General features: G+C 67.3%; 16 protein-coding genes. 6 read left to right on the top strand and 10 right to left on the bottom strand.

The window, feature by feature from the left end; all coding sequences use genetic code 11:
• Positions 1-8: 8 nt before the first annotated feature.
• Together AC1D2O_RS06745 and AC1D2O_RS06740 are read right to left on the bottom strand one after the other, a co-directional pair.
• Positions 9-626 carry an NAD(P)-dependent oxidoreductase gene (locus AC1D2O_RS06745; RefSeq protein ID WP_478086347.1) on the bottom strand — a complete coding sequence of 206 codons (618 nt, stop codon included), beginning with the start codon at positions 624-626 and terminating at the stop codon, positions 9-11.
• Between the two features lie 44 nt (positions 627-670).
• Positions 671-1,363 carry a DsbA family protein gene (locus AC1D2O_RS06740; protein ID WP_478086346.1) on the bottom strand — a complete coding sequence of 231 codons (693 nt, stop codon included), beginning with the start codon at positions 1,361-1,363 and terminating at the stop codon, positions 671-673.
• Between the two features lie 77 nt (positions 1,364-1,440).
• Between AC1D2O_RS06740 and AC1D2O_RS06735 the strand changes: the two genes are divergently transcribed.
• Complete coding sequence (locus tag AC1D2O_RS06735; RefSeq protein ID WP_478086345.1) at positions 1,441-2,400, top strand: LysR family transcriptional regulator; 960 nt, start codon at positions 1,441-1,443, stop codon at positions 2,398-2,400.
• Here the strand turns inward: AC1D2O_RS06735 and AC1D2O_RS06730 are convergent.
• The 4 genes from AC1D2O_RS06730 to dnaG all read right to left on the bottom strand — a co-directional run bounded on the left by AC1D2O_RS06730 (position 2,345) and on the right by dnaG (position 9,525).
• A complete protein-coding gene (locus tag AC1D2O_RS06730) occupies positions 2,345-3,469 on the bottom strand; it encodes an HPP family protein (protein ID WP_478086343.1) in 1,125 nt (374 codons plus the stop codon). The two genes, AC1D2O_RS06735 and AC1D2O_RS06730, sit on opposite strands and share 56 nt — an antisense overlap.
• A gap of 163 nt (positions 3,470-3,632) precedes the next feature.
• Positions 3,633-4,874 carry a multidrug effflux MFS transporter gene (locus tag AC1D2O_RS06725; protein WP_478156547.1) on the bottom strand — a complete coding sequence of 414 codons (1,242 nt, stop codon included), beginning with the start codon at positions 4,872-4,874 and terminating at the stop codon, positions 3,633-3,635.
• 81 nt (positions 4,875-4,955) lie between these two features.
• Positions 4,956-7,271, bottom strand: coding sequence for an RNA polymerase sigma factor RpoD (rpoD, locus tag AC1D2O_RS06720; protein WP_478156546.1), 2,316 nt, complete (start codon positions 7,269-7,271; stop codon positions 4,956-4,958).
• A 307-nt stretch (positions 7,272-7,578) separates the two neighbouring features.
• Entirely contained in the window at positions 7,579-9,525 is a 1,947-nt protein-coding gene (gene dnaG, locus AC1D2O_RS06715; RefSeq protein WP_478086339.1) for a DNA primase, read from the bottom strand.
• An 81-nt stretch (positions 9,526-9,606) separates the two neighbouring features.
• Between dnaG and AC1D2O_RS06710 the strand changes: the two genes are divergently transcribed.
• Positions 9,607-10,572 carry a YihY/virulence factor BrkB family protein gene (locus AC1D2O_RS06710; protein ID WP_478086338.1) on the top strand — a complete coding sequence of 322 codons (966 nt, stop codon included), beginning with the start codon at positions 9,607-9,609 and terminating at the stop codon, positions 10,570-10,572.
• Here AC1D2O_RS06710 and AC1D2O_RS06705 read toward each other — a convergent pair.
• On the bottom strand, positions 10,520-11,278 hold the full coding sequence (locus AC1D2O_RS06705; protein ID WP_478156545.1) for a 3-hydroxyacyl-CoA dehydrogenase: 759 nt from the start codon (positions 11,276-11,278) through the stop codon (positions 10,520-10,522). The two genes, AC1D2O_RS06710 and AC1D2O_RS06705, sit on opposite strands and share 53 nt — an antisense overlap.
• Positions 11,279-11,433: 155 nt before the next feature.
• Positions 11,434-11,991 carry a phasin family protein gene (locus AC1D2O_RS06700; protein WP_442282454.1) on the bottom strand — a complete coding sequence of 186 codons (558 nt, stop codon included), beginning with the start codon at positions 11,989-11,991 and terminating at the stop codon, positions 11,434-11,436.
• A gap of 169 nt (positions 11,992-12,160) precedes the next feature.
• Between AC1D2O_RS06700 and AC1D2O_RS06695 the strand changes: the two genes are divergently transcribed.
• Positions 12,161-13,099 carry a histone deacetylase family protein gene (locus AC1D2O_RS06695; protein ID WP_478086334.1) on the top strand — a complete coding sequence of 313 codons (939 nt, stop codon included), beginning with the start codon at positions 12,161-12,163 and terminating at the stop codon, positions 13,097-13,099.
• A complete protein-coding gene (locus tag AC1D2O_RS06690) occupies positions 13,096-13,530 on the top strand; it encodes an acyl-CoA thioesterase (RefSeq protein WP_478086333.1) in 435 nt (144 codons plus the stop codon). Before AC1D2O_RS06695 ends, AC1D2O_RS06690 begins: the two co-directional genes overlap by 4 nt.
• Positions 13,531-13,636: 106 nt before the next feature.
• Here the strand turns inward: AC1D2O_RS06690 and AC1D2O_RS06685 are convergent, their stop codons facing one another.
• Together AC1D2O_RS06685 and AC1D2O_RS06680 are read right to left on the bottom strand one after the other, a co-directional pair.
• Positions 13,637-14,032: a hypothetical protein gene (locus AC1D2O_RS06685; protein WP_478086332.1), complete on the bottom strand. Its 396-nt coding sequence runs from the start codon at positions 14,030-14,032 to the stop codon at positions 13,637-13,639.
• Positions 14,033-14,083: 51 nt separating this feature from the next.
• Positions 14,084-14,317: a CsbD family protein gene (locus AC1D2O_RS06680; RefSeq protein WP_478086330.1), complete on the bottom strand. Its 234-nt coding sequence runs from the start codon at positions 14,315-14,317 to the stop codon at positions 14,084-14,086.
• Between the two features lie 187 nt (positions 14,318-14,504).
• On the opposite strand from AC1D2O_RS06680, the gene pncB reads away from it, so the two are divergent.
• Positions 14,505-15,722: a nicotinate phosphoribosyltransferase gene (gene pncB / locus AC1D2O_RS06675; RefSeq protein ID WP_478086329.1), complete on the top strand. Its 1,218-nt coding sequence runs from the start codon at positions 14,505-14,507 to the stop codon at positions 15,720-15,722.
• The gene (locus AC1D2O_RS06670) at positions 15,719-17,149 is read left to right on the top strand and encodes a sodium:proton antiporter (protein WP_478086328.1); all 1,431 of its coding nucleotides are present in this window, start codon (positions 15,719-15,721) and stop codon (positions 17,147-17,149) included. The genes pncB and AC1D2O_RS06670 overlap by 4 nt, the downstream gene beginning before the upstream one ends.
• The last annotated feature ends 1 nt before the right edge of the window (position 17,150 follow it).

Genomic DNA, 17,150 nt, shown 5'->3' with positions numbered 1-17,150 from the left:
GGGCGAGCTCAGTACCCCACGGTGAAGCGCTGGCGAGGGTGCTTCGGGGATTCGATCTCGTCGACCATGGCGATCGCATAGTCCTCCATCGAGATCCAGCTCTTGCCGTTCGCATCGCTCAGCAGGCCGTCGCCGCCGAGCCGGAACCGGGTCGTGCGCGGGCCCGGCTCGAAGATCGCGGAGGGCGACAGGAAGGTCCAGTCGAGCGACTTTTCCGCGCGCAGCGCGGCCAGCATCACGCCGCCGGCCTTCGCTTCGGGCTTGTAGGCATCGGGGAAGCCGGGCGTGTCGAGCAGCGCCACGCCCGGCGCGACCTCCAGGCTGCCGGCGCCGCCGACCACCAGCAGGCGCGGCACGCCGGCCTTCCTGGCCGCAGCGACGAGGGTTGCGGCATCGGTGCCGCCGGCGAAGCGGGTCGCGCTGAGCACGGCGTCATGGCCGCGCAACAGGGGAACCAGGGCGTCGACCGATGTCGCGTCGGCGGCCTTCACGGTCAGCCCGGGACGGGCTTCGACGCCGTCGACCTTGCGCGCGATGCCGGTGACGCTGTGGCCGCGCGCCAGCAGTTCGTGGGCGATGCGTGAACCGGCGCGGCCGGTGATGCCGAGGAGGGCGATCTTGCTCATGTTGGATCCTTGGGTGGTGGTTGGAAAAAGGGCGATGCCGTGCTTCAGCCGAGGGAAGCCGTCGGCGGCAGTGCGCCGATCAGGGCGTCGAGCTGCGCGGCCCAGGCCTCGGGTCGGCCGAGGTAGCGGCCGGTGTCCAGCGGCGTCAGCCGGCCGTCGGCGGTGGCGAGCGCCAGGGTCGGAAAGCCTTGTCCGCCGGCCCTGGCCAGCCAGCGCCGGCTGTCGTCGATATGGCGCTGGGTGGGCTCGCCGGCCAGGAAGTCGAAGGTGTCGGAAAAGGCCGCGGCATCGAGGCCGAGTTCTGCGGCCAGTTCGCGCAGAACCGCTGCCTCGGCGATGCGGCGGCCTTCGACATAGTGGGCGCGCTGCACGCGCTCGATCATGTCCAGCCCGCGGCCGGCCTCTGCCTCGGCCGCGAGCACCGCGGTCAAGGGCGGCGCGGAGTCCAGCATCGCGCCGGTGTCGTTCAGGAGTCCGTCGAAGTAGGCGGCGCCGAAGGGCTGGCCGCTGAGCTGGGCGATGCGATGGTCATGCGGCATCACGTAGTCGCGCCATTCGGGCGTGATGGCGCGCCGGTTGCTGCCGGTGAGCATGCCGCCGCCGTGGAATTCGATGGACAGGGCCGGCACGCTGCGCGCGGCTTCGATCAACGGCGCCGCGGCATAGCACCAGCCGCACAGCGGATCGAAGACATAGTGCAGGGTCGCGCGCCGGGGAAGGGGGGACGATTCAGTCATGGCCCGAATCGTATGTTTCTTGATTCGATCGAAAAACCCCGTAGCATGCAATTGTTTGTTGCTTGATTCGATCGAATATGGACCGCATCACCGCCGCCGAGGTTTTCGTCCGGATCGCCGAGCGCGGCAGCATGACCGCCGCCGCCGAGGCGCTCGACATGTCGCGCGCCATGGTCACCCGCTACCTGGCGCAGATGGAGCAGTGGGCCGGCGCGCGGCTGCTGCATCGGACGACGCGCCGGCTGAGCCTCACGGAGGCCGGCGAGGAAACGCTGGCGCGCTGCCGCCGGATGCTCGAGGCCGCGGCCGAGATGGCGATGGCCTCCAGCGCCGGGGCGGACCAGCCCCGTGGACTGCTGCGCGTCGCCTGCGCGCAGTCGCTGGCCCAGGACGTGCTCGCGTCGGCGGTCGCCGACTACCTGCGCCGCTACCGCCAAGCAGCGATAGACCTCCACATCGACGCCCGGCCGGTGAACCTGGTCGAGGAGCGCATCGACCTGGCGATCCGCATCACCAACGAACTCGACCCGAACCTGATCGCCCGCCCGCTGGGCCGCTGCGCCTCGGTGATCTGCGCCTCGCCCGCCTACCTGGCCGCGCACGGCACGCCGCACAGCGTGCAGGACCTGGCGACCCACAACTGCCTGACCTACTCCTACTTCGGCAAGAGCCTGTGGCAGTTCGATCATGGCGACGAGCGCATCGCGGTGCCGGTCAGCGGGAGGCTCAGCGCCAACGAGTCGCAGGTGCTGCTGGCGGCGGCCCTCGAGGGCGCCGGCATCACGATGCAGCCGGCCTATTCGGCCAACGGGCCGATTGCGCAAGGCCGGCTGGTGGCGCTGCTGCCCGGCTTCGTGCCGCAAGGCCTGGGGGTCTACGGCGTCTACGCGTCGCGGCGCCAGATGCCGGCTTCGCTGCGGGTGCTGCTGGATTTCCTGGTGCTGCGCTTCGCCGACCCGGCCCACTGGCCGCCGCAGGAACTCAGCCCTCCGGCCCCACCGCGCGGTAGAGCGCGCGCACGAAATCCGACTGCGTGATCATGCCGGTGAGGCGGCGCTCGCCGTCGATGATCGGAATGTGGTGGTGCCCGCCTTCGGAAAAAAGCGGCACCAGCTCCGCCAGTGGGCGCTCCTCGCTGGCCACGCGCACCTGGCGCGTCATGATTTGGCCCACCACCTCGGGCTTGCTCGACATCACGCTGCGGGTCGCACGGATCAGGTCGCGCAGCCGCCCGCCGATGCCGTCGTGGTGCTGCAGGTCGATCTGGCGGAAGAAGTCGGCCTGGGTGACGATCCCGACCACCCGACGCGTGCGGTCGATCACCGGCAGCGCCTTGATGCGGCGCTCGTGCATCAGCGACCAGGCCTCCTGCAAGGGCGTGCCGAACTCGGCCACCACCAGGTCGCGCGACATGATGTCGACGCAGCGCACCGTGCCCAGCCGCCGGCGCCAGGATTCCATCTCGGTCTCCCGGATCAGGGTTTCCAGGTCGTCGCGGCTGATGTCCAGCACCTGGTTGTAGCGTGCCAGCACGGCGTCGATGTCGGCGGAGCTGAAGCGGGTATCGGCCGTGGGCTGGCGCGGCGCCAGCTGCACATGCGGGTAGCGGCGGCCGGTCAGGCTGTTGTAGGCCACGCCGGCCAGCACCAGCAGCAGCGAATCGAGCATCACCGGCAGGAAGGCGAAGGGCAGTTCGCCGGTGTGCGTGAGCACGGCCAGCAGCGCCACGGCGCCGCCCGGCGGGTGCAGGCAGCGCAGCGCGAACATCAGGCTGATGGCCAGCGCGGTCGCCAGCGCACCGACCCAGACGGCGTCGGGCAGCCAGCGGGCGCAGGCGACCCCGACCAGCGCCGCGAGGGTGTTGCCGCCGATCACGGGCCAGGGTTGCGCCAGGGGGCTGGCCGGCAGCGCGAACACCAGCACCGCGCTGGCGCCCAGCGGCGCGACCAGCCAGCCGCTGCCACCGGCCAGCCATTCGCAAACCAGCCCGGTGAACAGCAGACCGAACGCGGCGCCCGCGGCCGCGCGCAGGCGTTCGCGCCCATCGACCGGGGTCCGGCCGGGCAACCAGGCGCGCGCGAAACTCCGCAGGTCTTCGGTCCGCATCACTTCGTCTTTGCGCCGGGCAGGAGCATGGCGCGCGGCGCATGAAGTCGTCGCTGCCCGAGGCCAGGAACACCGCGGAACCGGCTTTGCCGGGCCGCTGGTGTTGCCCCCTTGAGGGGGGAGGCGGCTACACGAAGTGAGCAAGCAACGGGGGTGGGCGTCATCAGGCTGCCTCGCCGCCGGCGACCAGTCGCCCGATCTCGGGCCAGCGCCCGTGCAGCCAGACCCAGGCCACCAGCCCGACGCTCAGCATCAGCAGCGAGGTGGCGGCCAGCCACAGCGTGGAGTGCATCACCAGCGGCGCGATCACGCCGGCGACCACGCCGTTGGCCGTGGAGCCGATCACCGCCTGCAGCGACGAGGCCATGCCGCGGCGCTCGGGGTGGAGGTCGAGCACCAGCAGCGTCACCACCGGCACCATCAGCGCCCAGCCGAAGGCGAACACCGCCAGCGGCCAGAGCGCCCAGGCGGCATGCGGCGGGAAGAGGGCGTTGGCGGCCACGTTGACGACCGAAGTCGCCAGCATGATCACGAAGCCGTCGCGGATCTGCCGCTTCGGTGCCACCTTGCCCGCCATGCGGCCGCTGGCCCAGGCGCCGGCCATGATGCCGCCGATGGTCAGGATGAAGAACCAGAAGAACTGCGTCGGCGCCAGCGCGAGGTGATCGCCGAGGAAGGCCGGGGCGGCCAGCACGTAGAGGAACATGCCGTTGAACGGCACGCCGCTGGCCAGCGCCAGCAGCAGGAAGCGCGGGTCGGAGCACAGGTCCCAGTAGCCGCGCATCAGGTGCCGGACCTCGAAGGGTTGGCGTTGGTCCAGGTGCAGCGTCTCGGGCAGCAGCTTGAAGTTGGCAACCCACAGCACCACGCCGACCCCGACCAGGAACCAGAAGATGCTGTGCCAACCCAGGTGGACGAACAGGAAGCCGCCCACGATCGGCGCGATCGCCGGCGCGATGCCGAAATAGATCGTCACCTGGCTCATGACCTTCTGCGCCTCGGCCGGCGGGAACATGTCGCGGATCACCGCGCGCGAGACGACGATCCCGGCACCCGTCGACAGGCCCTGCAACGCCCGGAACAGGACCAACTGCCCGATGGTCTGCGACAGCGCGCAGCCCAGCGATGCCACGGTGAAGACCGCCAGGCCCCAAAGCACCACCGGCCGGCGCCCGAAGCTGTCCGACAGCGCGCCGTGGAACAGGTTCATGAAGGCGAAGCCGAACAGGTAGGCCGACAGCGTCTGCTGCATCTCGCCCGGCGTGGCGCCGATCGAGCGCGCGATGCCCGAGAAGGCCGGGATGTAGGTGTCGATGGAGAACGGGCCCAGCATGCCCAGCACCGCCAGCAGCACGGCCAGCGCCCAGCGCGGCGCGCGCCAGAGTGTGTCGGCATCGGGGTTCATGGCGGTGTCTCCAGTCTTTTCTTGTGCTCTGAAAAAAGAAGGGCGCCCTAGGGCGCCTTCCTTGTCCTGCTTGCAGCGAGCCTACAGGGTATCAATAAAACTGCGCAGCTTGTCCGAACGCGACGGGTGCTTGAGCTTGCGCAGCGCCTTGGCTTCGATCTGGCGGATGCGCTCGCGCGTCACGTCGAACTGCTTGCCGACTTCTTCCAGCGTGTGGTCGGTCGACATCTCGATGCCGAATCGCATGCGCAGCACCTTGGCTTCGCGCGGCGTCAGGCTGTCGAGGATGTCCTTGACCACGTCGCGCAGGCCGGCCTGCATCGCGGCCTCGATCGGCGCCGTGTTGCTGCTGTCCTCGATGAAGTCGCCCAGGTGCGAATCGTCGTCGTCGCCGATGGGGGTTTCCATCGAGATCGGCTCCTTCGCGATCTTCATGATCTTGCGGATCTTGTCTTCCGGGATCTCCATCTTGGCGGCCAGGATGCCGGCGTCGGGCTCGAAGCCGAACTCCTGCAGATGCTGGCGGCTGATGCGGTTCATCTTGTTGATGGTCTCGATCATGTGCACCGGGATGCGGATGGTGCGCGCCTGGTCGGCGATCGAGCGGGTGATGGCCTGGCGGATCCACCACGTCGCATAGGTTGAGAACTTGTAGCCGCGACGGTATTCGAACTTGTCGACCGCCTTCATCAGGCCGATGTTGCCTTCCTGGATCAGGTCCAGGAACTGCAGGCCGCGGTTGGTGTACTTCTTGGCGATCGAGATCACTAGGCGCAGGTTGGCCTCGATCATTTCCTTCTTGGCATCGCGCGAGGAGGATTCGCCCTCGTTCATGCGCTTGTTGATGTCCTTGAGCTCGGCCAGCGGCACCACGACGCGCGACTGGATGTCGGTCAGGCGCTGCTGCAGCTCCTGCACCGGCGGGATGTTGCGCGCCATCACGGCGCTCCAGGGCTTGCCGGAAGCGGCCTGCTTCTCGACCCACTTGAGGTTGAGCAGGTTGGAGGCGACGCGGTGGCCGTTCTTGTCGTAGCCGCTGAAGTCGCGGATGAACTCTTCCTGCGGGAAGCCGCACTTGTCCACGATGATGCGGCGCAGCTCGCGCTCCTTCTTGCGGACGTCGTCGACCTGGGTGCGAACCAGGTCGCACAGCTTCTCGATCGTGCGGGCCGTGAAGCGGATGGTCATCAGCTCTTCGGACACGGCCTGCTGCGCCTTGGTGTACGCCGGCGTGCCGTAGCCTTCTTTTTCGTAGATCTTGTGGATCTTCTCGAACAGCGCGGCGATGCGATCGAAGCGCTCGAGCGCGTCGCGCTTGAGTTCCTCGAGCTTCTTGGTCAGCGCCTTGGAGCCGCCCTTGCCGTCGTCGTCGTCTTCCTCGTCGAACTCGTCGAAGTCTTCCTCGGCCACGTAGTCGTCGGCCTCGTTGGGGTTCGAGAAGCCGTCGACGATGGTCGAGATCACGACCTTGCCATCACGGATCGTGGCGGCCATTTCGAGGATCGCGGCGATGGTCGCGGGCGAAGCCGAGATCGCTTCCATCATGGCCATCAGGCCGCCTTCGATGCGCTTGGCGATTTCGATTTCGCCTTCGCGCGTCAGCAGCTCGACCGTGCCCATTTCGCGCATGTACATGCGGACCGGGTCGGTGGTGCGGCCGAACTCGCTGTCCACCGTGGACAGGGCGGCTTCGGCTTCTTCTTCGGCTTCCTCGACCGTGGTGGCGGTCGGGGCGGTGTTGTTCAGCAGCAGCGTTTCGGCGTCAGGCGTCTGCTCGTAGACGGCCACGCCCATGTCGTTGAGCATGGTGACCACGACTTCCATGGTCTCGGCGTCGACCAGCTTGTCGGGCAGGTGGTCGGAGATTTCGCCGTGCGTGAGGTAGCCGCGGGTCTTGCCCAGCGTGATCAGGGTCTTCAGGCGCGAACGGCGCTTGGCCAGGTCTTCCTCGGACAGGACGGTCTCGTCGAGGCCGAACTCCTTCATCAAGGCGCGTTCCTTCGCCTTGCTGATCTTCATGCGCAGCGGCTTGACCTTTTCCTCGGTCGTCGTGGCCGCCGGTTCTTCACCGACCAGTTCGTCCTCGATGTCGGACAGGTCGACGTCGCTGGACGTCGCTTCGTTGCCGGCCTTGGGCTTGCGGCCGCGCTTGGCGCCGGTGGCGGTGGAGGTGCCGGCGGCCTTGGGCGGACGGCCCACTTTCTTGGCGGCGGGCTTGGCGGTGGTGGGTTCGGCAGGGACAGTCGTTTTGGTGGGCACGGTTTTCACTTTCGTTGCGGCAGACGCCTTGGAGGCGACGGCAGCCGTCTTGGTAGCCTGCAGCGCGGCGGACTTCGACGGTTTTTCTGCAGCGAGCTTCTTGGCAGCGGACACGGCAGGCTTCTTTGAACTGGGCATACGACCTCGTACAACAAGATGGACCAAGCGGAATCACACGCGCCTCAAACCCGGCGCAGGCAGGAGCACAAACACTGCGGCGTCGGGGACATGAATCCTCGAACGGCCGTCAAAAGGCAAGATGTCGGGCGAACATTTGGTGTGCAGTCCTTGCGGTGTATTGACCCGTTTCCCGTTGGGAAGTGCATTGCGCATGGGGTCGGCCCGGAGGTGCTGCTGTCGCTCTTGCCTAATTCGCTAGACGCCGGCGTCTCACTAGCCCGCTGGCGTCTAACTAAGCCTTACATTATAGCGCGCTGTGCGTTTTTCAAGCACTGTTTGAGCTCGGATTGAGGCGATTGCGCAACTCCAGCCGGCGCATCTCGAGCGCCTTGTAGCGCTCCAGCGCCCGTGGATCGCTGCCGACGGCGGCGATCGCCTCGCTCTGCTGGGCCTTGAGCAGGTCGTCCAGCATGTAGTCGAGGACATTGCGCAGCTCCCGCGCCGCGTCGGCCGCCTGCTCGCCCTCGGCGTCGCCGACCGGGCCGCCGTCGGGGCCGGTCATGACCCGCACCGCCAGCGACTCGAAGGCGAGGCCGCGCAGGCCCTCGCGCAACGCCGCCCAGGGCTGGGTGCCGTGCTCGTGGGCCTGGCTGTCGAGCCAGGCGAAGAGCTGGCCGTGGTCGCCGGGGAGGTCGCACAGCAGGGCGTGCAGTTCGTGCGACAGCGCCTCCCATTCGGCAGGATTCGAAAGCACCAGCCGTGCCGCCACGTCGGCCCGGCTGGTCGGCAGGCGGCGCCCGCCGGGCGGAGGGCGCGGGGCGGGCGGGCGGAAGGACTTGAAGCGCTTTTTTCCGGGGCCGGCGCGCGATTGCTCGTCGAACCACTGGTCACGGCTGTCCCAGTCGTCGTCGGAAAAGGGCGCTGGGGCGCGGGCCGGCGCCGGGGCGGGCGGCCGCGGTGCCGCTGCGGGCGCCCAGAGCTCGCCGAGCTCCTGGGCGCTGAGCTGCGCCAGGGCGGCCAGCTCGCTCAGCAGCTGGCGCTTGAGCGCCCCCTCGGGCAGCGCGCTCCACAGCGGCCGGGCATTGCTCGCCATGTGGGCCCGGCCTTCGGCGCTCGACAGCTCGCAGCCTTCGCGCGCCGCCTCGATCAGGAAGCGGCTCAGGGGCGTGGCCTCGCTCACGAAACGCGCGAAGGCATCGGCGCCGAACTCGCGGATGAAGCTGTCGGGGTCGTGCTCGGCCGGCAGGAACAGGAACTTGATGCTGCGCACGTCGGTGGCATAGGCCAGGGCGCCGTCGAGCGCCTTGCGCGCGGCGCGCCGGCCGGCGCTGTCGCCGTCGAAGCTGAAGACCACCGATTCAGTGAAGCGAAAAAGCTTCTGCACGTGTTCAGGCGTGCAGGCGGTGCCGAGCGTCGCCACCGCATTCGGGAAGCCCAGTTGCGCCAGCGCCACCACGTCCATGTAGCCTTCGGTGACCAGCGCATAGCCGCGGTCGCGGAAGGCCGCGCGCGCCTCGTAGAGGCCGTAGAGCTCGCGTCCCTTGCTGAAAACCGGGGTTTCCGGCGAATTCAGGTACTTGGGCTTCTCGTCGCCGAGCACCCGGCCGCCGAAACCGATGCATTCGCCCTTGACGTTGCGGATCGGGAACATCACGCGGTCGCGGAAGCGGTCGTAGCGCTTGGCATCGCCGCCTTCGTCGGCCTCGCCGACGATCACCAGGCCGCTTTCGGCCAGGAGCGGATCGTCGTAGTCCGGAAACACGCTGGCCAGCGAGCGCCAGCCGGCCGGCGCATAGCCGATGCCAAATTGCCTGGCGATCTCGCCCGAGACGCCGCGGCCCTTGAGGTACTCGATGGCCCCGGGCGACTGGCGCAACTGCTTGCGGTAGGCCTCGCCGGCCTTCTCGAGCACCTCGGACAGCGTGGCCTGCTTCTGGCGTTGGCCGGCTGCGCGGGCGCGCTCCTCGGGCGAGGCATCGTCTTCGGGCACCTGCAGGCCGTACTGGCCGGCCAGGTCGTGCACCGCCTCGACGAAACCCATGCCGGCGTGCTCCATCAGGAAACCGATCGCGTTGCCGTGCACCCCGCAGCCGAAGCAGTGATAGAACTGCTTGGTCGGGCTGACCGAGAACGAAGGCGATTTTTCCCCGTGGAAAGGGCACAGGCCCATGAAATTGGCGCCTGCCTTCTTGAGCTGGACGTAGCGTCCGACGATTTCGACCACGTCTGCGCGTGCGATCAGTTCCTGGATGAAAGAAGCGGGGATGGTCATGTAGGCTCGGAACTCCAAATGATACGCAAGCCGTCAAGCCCACACCGGCCCCACGAACCGCCGATGGCCCGGAACCACCGAATGATCCGCCATTCCATCACCCATGCGGCCGGCCCCGTGCTGCGCCATCCGCTGCGTTTCGCCTGGCAGGCGCTCAAGAGCTTCAAGGCCAACCACGGCCTGCTGCTGGCCGGCGCGGTCGCCTACTACGCGCTGCTGTCGATCGTGCCGCTGCTGATCGTCAGCGTCATCGCGCTGTCGCATTTCATCGACCAGGAGGCGCTGCTCGGCGCGGTCGGGCGCTACCTGGCCTGGCTGCTGCCGGGCCAGTCGCAGGCGATCGTCGCCGAGCTGTCGAACTTCCTGACCCATTCCGACGTGCTCGGCCCGGTGCTGCTGGTGACGATGATCTTCTTCAGCTCGCTGGCCTTCACGGTGCTCGAGAGCGCCATGGCGGTGATCTTCCACCACCGCAAGGCCGACCACTCGCGCCACTTCCTGATCTCGGTCGTGATGCCCTACATCTACATCCTGTGCCTGTGCATCGGGCTGCTGCTGGTGACGCTGGTGTCGGGCGCGCTGCAGGTGATCGGGGAGGAAAGCGTCGAACTGCTGGGGTACCGCTGGTCGCTGTCGGGCGTTTCGGGCGTGCTGCTGTACCTGCTGGGGCTGGGGGGCGAGATCTTCATGCTGACCTCGCTCTACCTGGTGATGCCGGTGGGCCGGCTGCGGCTGCGCCATGCGCTGATCGGCGGCGTGACCGCGACCCTGCTGTGGGAGGTCACGCGGCGGGTGCTGGTGCTCTATTTCGCGACCCTGTCGCAGGTCAACGTGGTCTATGGCTCGCTGACGACCGCGATCGTGGTGCTGCTGAGCCTCGAGATCGCGGCCACGTTGGTGCTCTTCGGCGCCCAGGTGATTGCCCAGTTCGAGCGCCTGGAGCGAACCGGAAGCCTCAAGCCGCCCGACGACCAGGAGGGCGGCCTGGGCGAGACTAGCGCGGCGCCAGCCGGATCGCGCCGTCGAGCCGGATCACCTCGCCATTGAGCATGTCGTTCTCGATGATGTGCCTGGCGAGCTTGGCGTAGTCCTCGGGCGTGCCCAGGCGCGAAGGGAAGGGCACGCTGGCGGCCAGCGCGTCCTGCACTTCCTGGGGCATGCCGAACAGCATGGGCGTGCCGAAGATGCCGGGCGCGATCGTCATGTTGCGGATGCCGCTGCGTGCCAGGTCGCGCGCGATCGGCAGCGTCATGCCGACCACGCCGCCCTTCGAGGCGCTGTAGGCGGCCTGCCCGATCTGGCCGTCGTAGGCCGCGACCGAGGCGGTCGAGATCAGCACACCGCGCTCGCCGGTGGCTTCGGGCTCGTTCTTGCCCATGGCGTCGGCCGCGAGCCGGATCATGTTGAAGCTGCCGATCAGGTTGACCGTGACGGTCTTGCTGAACACCGCCAGCGCGTGCGGCCCGTTCTTGCCCACGGTCTTCTCGGCCGGCGCGATGCCCGCGCAATTGACCAGCCCGACCAGCTTGCCCAGCTTCTGCGCTGCGGCGACCACCGCCTGGCCGTCGGCTTCCTGGCTGACGTCGCACTTGACGAACACCCCACCGATCTCTTTCGCCACGGCCTCGCCTTTTTCGGCCTGCATGTCGGCGATCACCACCTTGCCGCCGTTCGCCGCGAGCATCCGTGCCGTGCCTTCGCCGAGTCCCGAGGCGCCGCCCGTCACGATAAAAACCTTGCCGTTGATTTCCATGTCGATCTCCAGATGTTTGGCGGCCATTATCGAAGACCGGAACCACCCAAAAAAAAGGCCCTGTCCGAAGACAGGGCCCTGAATTGGATCCCGAAGGACCCAAGGAGACAATCGTCGCCCGCTCGAAGCGGGCTTTGAAGAGAGGCCGGCTAAGCTTAGCGCTTGCGGGTCGCGGTCTGGGCGGTGCTCTTGGCAGCGTTCACGGCGGTGGTCTGCACGGCCTGGAAGTTCGCTTCGGCGACGTCGGAAGCTTGCTTGACGGCCTTTTGCACCGATTCGAAAGCGTTGTTGGCGGCAGCCACGGCGCTCTTCATCACGGCAACGGCGGTTTCCGAGCCGGCCGGGGCGTTCTTGGCGGCGCTGTCGACCAGGCCGACGAAGGCTTGCTGGGCTTCAGCGGCCTTGACTTCGAAAGCCTTGGTGAATTCGGCGCCGGTGCCTTGGGCGATGTCGTACAGGTGACGGCTGTAGGCAGCGGTCTTCTCGGCCAGGGGCTGGAACAGGCTGGCTTGCAGCGACAGCAGTTCTTGCGCGTCCTTGACGCTGAGCAGGGCTTGCGTGGTGCCGGCGGCTTCGCTGAGCGCAGCCTTGGAGGCGGTCACGTTCAGTTCGACAAGCTTCTCGACGCCTTCGAAGGCCTTGGTCGTCAGACCGAACAGGGTTTCGAGGCCGGCTTTTTGCGAAGAGATGATTTGGTCGGCGGTGAGGGACATGTGGATGCTCCAGTTGAATTGAAAAGGTCGGATCTCGCTTTGAGCTGCCCCTTCACTCATGTTGCGGTGCAGCATGGCCTCAAGTATAGACAGCCGCGTGATTCGAACAAGGGGTTTTTGCTGCTGTGCAGCAATTTAGAACGCGCCTTCTAAATCGTGTCCGCGGACAATGCTCCGCATGCGTGCGTTCAATTCCGGCCAGTTCGTTCTGCCCCTGCCCGCCGGCCATCGCTTCCCGATGGGGCGCTATGCCTTGCTGCGCGAACGGCTCGAGGCCCGGCTGCCCGAAGTCCGGATGATGGAGGCGCCGCGTGCCAGCGACGGCGAGCTGGCGCTGGCCCATACGCCGCAATGGATCGCGGCCATCAGCAACGGCAGCGCCGCGCCCGAGGCGATGCGCGAGATCGGCTTTCCATGGAGCGAGGCGATGGTCGAGCGCTCGCGCCGGTCGGCTGGCGCGACCATTGCCGCCTGCCGCACCGCGCTGGGAGAGGGCGTCTCGGCTAACATGGCCGGAGGCACCCATCACGCGAGCGCCGGCAAGGGCGGCGGCTTCTGCGTCTTCAACGATGCCGCAGTGGCCGCGCGGCTGATGCAGGCCGAGCAGGGACGGCGCGGGCGCTTGCCGCTCGGGGTGGCGGTGATCGACCTCGACGTGCACCAGGGCAATGGCACGGCCAGCATCTTTCGCGACGACGCCAGCGTCTTCACGCTCTCGCTGCACGGCGCGAAGAACTTTCCGTTCCGCAAGGAGGCGAGCGACCTGGATGTGGAACTGCCTGACGGCTGCGGCGACGCCGACTACCTGGCCGCGCTGGAGCAGGCGCTCGACGAGCTGGAGCGGCGCTTCACGCCCGGCCTGGTGATCTATCTGGCGGGTGCGGACCCGTTCGAGCGCGACCGGCTGGGCCGTCTCAAGCTGAGCTTCGACGGCCTGGAGGCGCGCGACCGCCGGGTCTTCGATTTCGCCTGGCAGCGCCGCATTCCGCTGGCCTTCGCCATGGCAGGCGGCTATGCCAGCGATATCTCGGAGACCGTGCAGGTGCAGCTGGGCACCTTCAGGGTGGCGCTCGAGTACTGGCGGCGCTGGCAAAATGCCGCGCCATGAGCGTTCGACCGTCCCCCCATTCCCGCAGCAGCTACCGCAGCTTTCGCAGCATCCCGACGCGCTGGGCCGACAACGACATGTACGGCCATGTCAACAACGTCGTCTACTACGCCTGGTTCGACACCGCGGTCAACTCCCTGCTGATCGAGCGCGGGGCGCTGGACATCCACCAGGGCACGACGGTCGGTTTCGTGGTGGAGACCCAGTGCAATTATTTCGCGCCGCTGGCCTTCCCGCAGGCGGTGGAGGCGGGCATCCGGGTGGCGCACGCCGGCAGTTCCAGCGTGCGCTACGAGATCGCGCTGTTCGCCGAAGGTGCGGAAACGGCCGCGGCACAGGGCCATTTCGTTCACGTCTACGTGGACCGCGCCACCCAGCGCCCGGTCAAGCTGCCGCCCGCCCTGCAGGCCGTGGTCGACGACCTGAAATAAGAACACCCCTTTCCAGGGTCCTCGCGGAACCGGCTTCGCCGGGCCGCTGAGGACGCCCCCGGAAGGGGGTGGGCGGCTACACGCAGTGAGCCAACCTGGGGGTGAATTACATCTTTTTGACTTCGGCCATGCCCTTGGCTTCGTCGGCCTTCGCCTGCTTCTCGCAAGCGTCCTTGGCATCGCCCTTCAGGTCGTCGCACTTTTCCTTGGCGACTGCGTAGGCGGCCTTCACCTTCTCTTCCGCCACGTTGCGGGCATGGGCCTTGCTGGGCTTGTATTGCTGCTCGAGCTCGGCCATGGCCACGTTTTCCTTGCCCTTGGCGTCCTTCTCGCAGACGTCCTTGGCGTTGTCCTTCAGCGTGTCGCACTGCGCCTTCGCGACCTTGTAGTCGGCCTCGATCTTCTCCTTGCCGACCTTGTATTCGTCCGAGGTCATGGCGCTGGCCTGGCCGGCGACCAGGCAGGCCGATGCGATGGCGAGCATCAGGAAATGTTTTTTCATCGGGTGTTCTCCAGAGTTAAGCATTGGGTGTGACGAGGCGGGCGTCGTCCTTCAGAGCCGCTCCGTCCAGATCTCCGAGGGGCTGCGGCCATCGCGGCTTTCCCAGTCGGCGACCTGCTTCTCGGCCTCCTCCCGGCTGATGCCGTGGCGTTCCTGGATGCGGCCCAGCAATTGGTCGCGCTTGCCGGCGATGACGTCGAAATCGTCGTCGGTCAACTTGCCCCATTGCTCCTTGACCTTGCCCTTGAACTGCTTCCAGTTGCCTTCGACGGTGTCCTTGTTCATGACGTATCTCCTTCAGTTTCAGATGGTTGCTCGCCGACCGGAGCGCTTGCTGGCCGGCGTGAGGACACTCTCGCTTGACGCCGCTGTCGCCCTGGTAGGACGCCCGGGGAAGGGACCGTAGGCACTTGCCGACGCGGCCCGTGATAATCGAACGCACACCGAAATCCGGAGACCAGCGCGCCGCACCATGATCATTCACAGCCTGCTCGATACCGACCTCTACAAGTTCACGATGATGCAGGTGGTCCTGCACCACTTTCCGGGCGCGCGGGTGGAGTACCGGTTCAAGTGCCGCAACCCCGGCATCGACCTGGCGCGCTTCGCGGTACAGATCCGCGAAGAGGTGCGGCATCTCTGCTCGCTGCAGTTTCGCGAACCCGAGCTGAGCTACCTGCGCTCGATGCGCTTCATCAAGAGCGACTTCGTCGACTTCCTCGGGCTGTTCCGCCTCAACGAGAAGTACATCGACATCGTGCCGCAGCCCTCGGGCGATCTGGAGATCAGCATCAAGGGGCCGTGGCTGCACACGATCCTGTTCGAGATCCCGGTGCTGGCGATCGTCAACGAGGTGTACTTCCGCAACACCCAGCCGCAGCCGGACCTCGCCGAAGGCCGGCGCCGGCTGGAGACCAAGATCGCCCAGCTGCAGGACGACAAGCTCGCCGACCTCAAGATCGCCGACTACGGCACCCGCCGGCGCTTCTCCAAGGACTGGCATGAAGAGGTGCTGCGCACGCTGGCCGGCCGGCTCGGCGCGGTCACCACGCCAGCGCCGCTGCACGCGATGTCGAAGCTGCCGCAGCTCGCCGGCACCAGCAACGTGCTCTACGCGATGAAGCTCGGCCTGATCCCCCTCGGCACCATGGCGCACGAGTACCTGCAGGCCTGCCAGGCCCTGGGTCCGCGGCTGCGCGACAGCCAGATCTTCGGCTTCGAGTCGTGGGCCCGGGAATACCGCGGCGACCTCGGCATCGCGCTGTCCGACGTCTACGGCATGACCGCCTTCCTGCGCGACTTCGACCTTTATTTCTGCAAGCTCTTCGACGGCGCGCGCCACGACAGCGGCGATCCCTTCCAGTGGGGCGAGCGCATGCTGGCCCACTACATCGCCAACCGGGTCGATCCGCTGACCAAGACGCTGATCTTCAGTGACGGCCTCACCGTGCCCAAGACCATCGAGCTCTACCAGCAGTTCCGCGGCCGCTGCCAGCTGGCCTTCGGCATCGGCACCAACCTGACCAACGACCTCGGCTACGAGCCGCTGCAGATCGTCATCAAGATGATCCGCTGCAACGACCAGCCGGTGGCCAAGCTCTCGGACACCCCGTCCAAGAACATGTGCGAGGACGAGCGATACCTGGCCTATCTGCGCCAGGTCTTCGAGATTGCGCAGCCCGTCGCATGAGGGCCGCACGGTTTTCCAGCCGCTGGCTGCGCCTGCTGGCGGCCGGCTCGCTGACGATGGCCTTCCCGGCGCTGGCCGCCGCCGCCGATTTCGATGGCGGCAGCCTGTCGCCGTTGTGGGGCGTGCCCTTCGCCGGCATCCTGCTGTCGATCGCGCTGCTGCCGCTGCTGGCGCCTTCGTTCTGGCACCACCACTACGGCAAGGTGTCGGCGGCCTGGTCGCTGGCCTTCCTGCTGCCCTTCGGCCTGATCCATGGCGCTCCGCAGGCCGGGGCCCAACTGGTCCATGCGCTGCTGGCCGAGTACATCCCGTTCATCATCCTGCTCGCGGCCCTGTACGCGGTGGCCGGCGGCATCCACATCCGCGGCAACCTGCGCGGCTCGGCGGGCCTGAACACCGCGATCCTCGCGATCGGCGCGGTGCTGGCGAGCCTGATGGGCACCACCGGCGCCTCGATGCTGCTGATCCGGCCGCTGATCCGCGCCAACGACAACCGCAAGCACAAGGTGCACGTGGTCGTGTTCTTCATCTTCATCGTCTCGAACGTCGGCGGCTCGCTGACGCCGCTGGGCGACCCGCCGCTGTTCCTCGGTTTCCTGAAGGGCGTCGACTTCTTCTGGACCGCGCAGAACATCCTGCCCGACACCCTGTTCGTGGTCGGCGCGCTGCTGGCGCTGTTCTATGCGCTCGACCGCTTTTACTTCCGGCATGAGGGCGTCACGCCCTTCGACCCGACGCCCGACACCCGCAGCCTCGGCTTCGACGGTGTGGTCAATTTCTGGCTGCTGGGCGGCGTGCTGTTCCTGGTGCTGCTCAGCGGGGTCTGGAAATCGCCCGTGAGCTTCGACATCCAAGGCACCGTGGTCGGGCTGCCGGGCATCGTGCGCGACGTCGGCCTGGTCGCGCTCACGCTGCTGTCGCTCAAGCTCACCGCGCCCAAGGTGCATGCCGACAACCAGTTCGGCTGGGGCCCGATGGCCGAGGTGGCCAAGCTGTTCGCGGGTATCTTCCTGACCATCGTGCCGGTGATCGCGATGCTCAAGGCCGGCCGGGACGGCCCCTTCGGCGCGATCGTCTCGGCCGTGACCCGGCCCGACGGCCAACCCGACCCGGCGATGTACTTCTGGGCCACCGGCATCCTGAGCTCCTTCCTCGACAACGCGCCGACCTACCTGGTGTTCTTCAACACCGCCGGCGGCGATCCGCAGGCGCTGATGACAACCTACGCGACGACGCTGGCGGCGATTTCCGCCGGCGCCGTCTTCATGGGCGCCAACACCTACATCGGCAACGCGCCCAACCTGATGGTCAAGGCGATCGCAGAGAGCCGCGGCGTGCGGATGCCCAGCTTCTTCGGCTACATGCTGTGGTCGGGTGCGATCCTGATTCCGCTGTTCGTCCTCACCACCCTCATCTTCTTCCGTTGAC

The organism is Variovorax sp. P1_G12 (genome assembly GCF_056405555.1).
This window is presented reverse-complemented; position numbering and strand designations above follow the sequence as displayed.

Bases quoted from the DNA above. Each gene is read 5' to 3' on its own strand.
- AC1D2O_RS06745 (WP_478086347.1), bottom strand. From the start codon at position 626: ATGAGCAAGATCGCCCTCCTCGGCATCACCGGCCGCGCCGGTTCACGC.
- AC1D2O_RS06740 (WP_478086346.1), bottom strand. From the start codon at position 1,363: ATGACTGAATCGTCCCCCCTTCCCCGGCGCGCGACCCTGCACTATGTC.
- AC1D2O_RS06735 (WP_478086345.1), top strand. From the start codon at position 1,441: ATGGACCGCATCACCGCCGCCGAGGTTTTCGTCCGGATCGCCGAGCGC.
- AC1D2O_RS06730 (WP_478086343.1), bottom strand. From the start codon at position 3,469: ATGCGGACCGAAGACCTGCGGAGTTTCGCGCGCGCCTGGTTGCCCGGC.
- AC1D2O_RS06725 (WP_478156547.1), bottom strand. From the start codon at position 4,874: ATGAACCCCGATGCCGACACACTCTGGCGCGCGCCGCGCTGGGCGCTG.
- rpoD (WP_478156546.1), bottom strand. From the start codon at position 7,271: ATGCCCAGTTCAAAGAAGCCTGCCGTGTCCGCTGCCAAGAAGCTCGCT.
- dnaG (WP_478086339.1), bottom strand. From the start codon at position 9,525: ATGACCATCCCCGCTTCTTTCATCCAGGAACTGATCGCACGCGCAGAC.
- AC1D2O_RS06710 (WP_478086338.1), top strand. From the start codon at position 9,607: ATGATCCGCCATTCCATCACCCATGCGGCCGGCCCCGTGCTGCGCCAT.
- AC1D2O_RS06705 (WP_478156545.1), bottom strand. From the start codon at position 11,278: ATGGAAATCAACGGCAAGGTTTTTATCGTGACGGGCGGCGCCTCGGGA.
- AC1D2O_RS06700 (WP_442282454.1), bottom strand. From the start codon at position 11,991: ATGTCCCTCACCGCCGACCAAATCATCTCTTCGCAAAAAGCCGGCCTC.
- AC1D2O_RS06695 (WP_478086334.1), top strand. From the start codon at position 12,161: ATGCTCCGCATGCGTGCGTTCAATTCCGGCCAGTTCGTTCTGCCCCTG.
- AC1D2O_RS06690 (WP_478086333.1), top strand. From the start codon at position 13,096: ATGAGCGTTCGACCGTCCCCCCATTCCCGCAGCAGCTACCGCAGCTTT.
- AC1D2O_RS06685 (WP_478086332.1), bottom strand. From the start codon at position 14,032: ATGAAAAAACATTTCCTGATGCTCGCCATCGCATCGGCCTGCCTGGTC.
- AC1D2O_RS06680 (WP_478086330.1), bottom strand. From the start codon at position 14,317: ATGAACAAGGACACCGTCGAAGGCAACTGGAAGCAGTTCAAGGGCAAG.
- pncB (WP_478086329.1), top strand. From the start codon at position 14,505: ATGATCATTCACAGCCTGCTCGATACCGACCTCTACAAGTTCACGATG.
- AC1D2O_RS06670 (WP_478086328.1), top strand. From the start codon at position 15,719: ATGAGGGCCGCACGGTTTTCCAGCCGCTGGCTGCGCCTGCTGGCGGCC.